Origin of the sequence: Streptomyces alkaliphilus, from assembly GCF_014141535.1 — a bacterium.
GTDB lineage: Bacteria > Actinomycetota > Actinomycetes > Streptomycetales > Streptomycetaceae > Streptomyces > Streptomyces alkaliphilus.
Window position 1 is genome coordinate 1 of the sequence record NZ_VKHT01001361.1, and the last position, 1,049, is coordinate 1,049.

Below are 1,049 nucleotides of genomic sequence, written 5' to 3' on the forward strand. Positions count from 1 at the left end.
GGGCACCGGGGGTGGACGAGCGGTGTCGGGTCACCGGGGACGGCCTGTGGGCGATCGGCGACGTCACGGGGATCTCGCAGTTCACGCACGTGGCGCAGTACCACGGCCGGATCGTTGCGGACGCGCTTCTCGGTGGGTCCCGCCGCGCGGACCACACCGGGATTCCGAGAGTGGTCTTCACCCACCCGGAGGTGGCCGCCGTGGGGCTCACCGAGGTCGAAGCGCGGGAGGGGGGCGTCGAGACGGTCGCGTGCGAGCTCGATCTGGCAGCTTCCCTGGCCCGCCCCTGGACCTTCGAGACCGAGCCCGGGGGAACCCTGGGGCTGCTGGCCGACCGGCGGCGTCGGGTCCTGATCGGGGCGTGGGCGGTGGCTCCGTTGGCGGGCGAGTGGATCCACCAGGCGGCCCTGGCCATCCGCGCCGGTATCCCGATCGACACGTTGTTGGACGGGGTGGCCCAGTTCCCCACCTACAGCGAGTCCCTGCTGAAGGCCCTGGAGCGGCTCGAGCCGTAACTGCCGGGGCGTCACCGGGCACCCGGCCGAGCGGACGGTTTCACCGGCCGATGGAGTGGGCACGAGGGTCGGGAGCCGGGCCGCGCCCGGGGCTTCCCGGTGCCGGGGTTCCCGGGTGCCGAGCGAGGCGCCGTCGGTGAGGGGAATTCGACGGTCCCCCGTGGCGTTGATTACCCCGAGGGGTATCGGGCGCCGTTTTCGCGTCCACCGATCGTCCGGAAGGAGCCGGCACATGAGCAGCATCGCCCTGTCCGCCACCGACTTCGAGAACACCGTCACCGACAACGACATCGTGCTCGTGGATTTCTGGGCCTCCTGGTGCGGGCCGTGCCGGGCGTTCGCCCCGGTGTACGAGCGGGCCGCAGAGGCCAACCCCGACATCGTCTTCGGGAAGGTGGACACCGAGGCCGAGCAGGCCCTGGCGGCCGCCGCCCGGATCACCTCCATCCCCACCCTGATGGCCTTCAGGGAGGGCGTCCTGGTCTTCTCGCAGCCCGGTGCCCTCCCCGCCCCGGCGCTGGACCAGGTGATCTC

At 72.2% G+C, this 1,049-nt stretch carries 1 protein-coding gene and 1 pseudogene; both read left to right on the plus strand.

Annotation, left to right across the window (positions count from 1 at the left end; genetic code table 11):
- Nucleotides 1-515, plus strand: a pseudogene (locus FNQ90_RS24480) (NAD(P)/FAD-dependent oxidoreductase); the annotation flags it as partial.
- A 232-nt stretch (nt 516-747) separates the two neighbouring features.
- Nucleotides 748-1,049 (plus strand): thioredoxin (gene trxA, locus FNQ90_RS24485; RefSeq protein WP_182608334.1); only part of this gene is annotated, 302 nt, incomplete at its 3' end.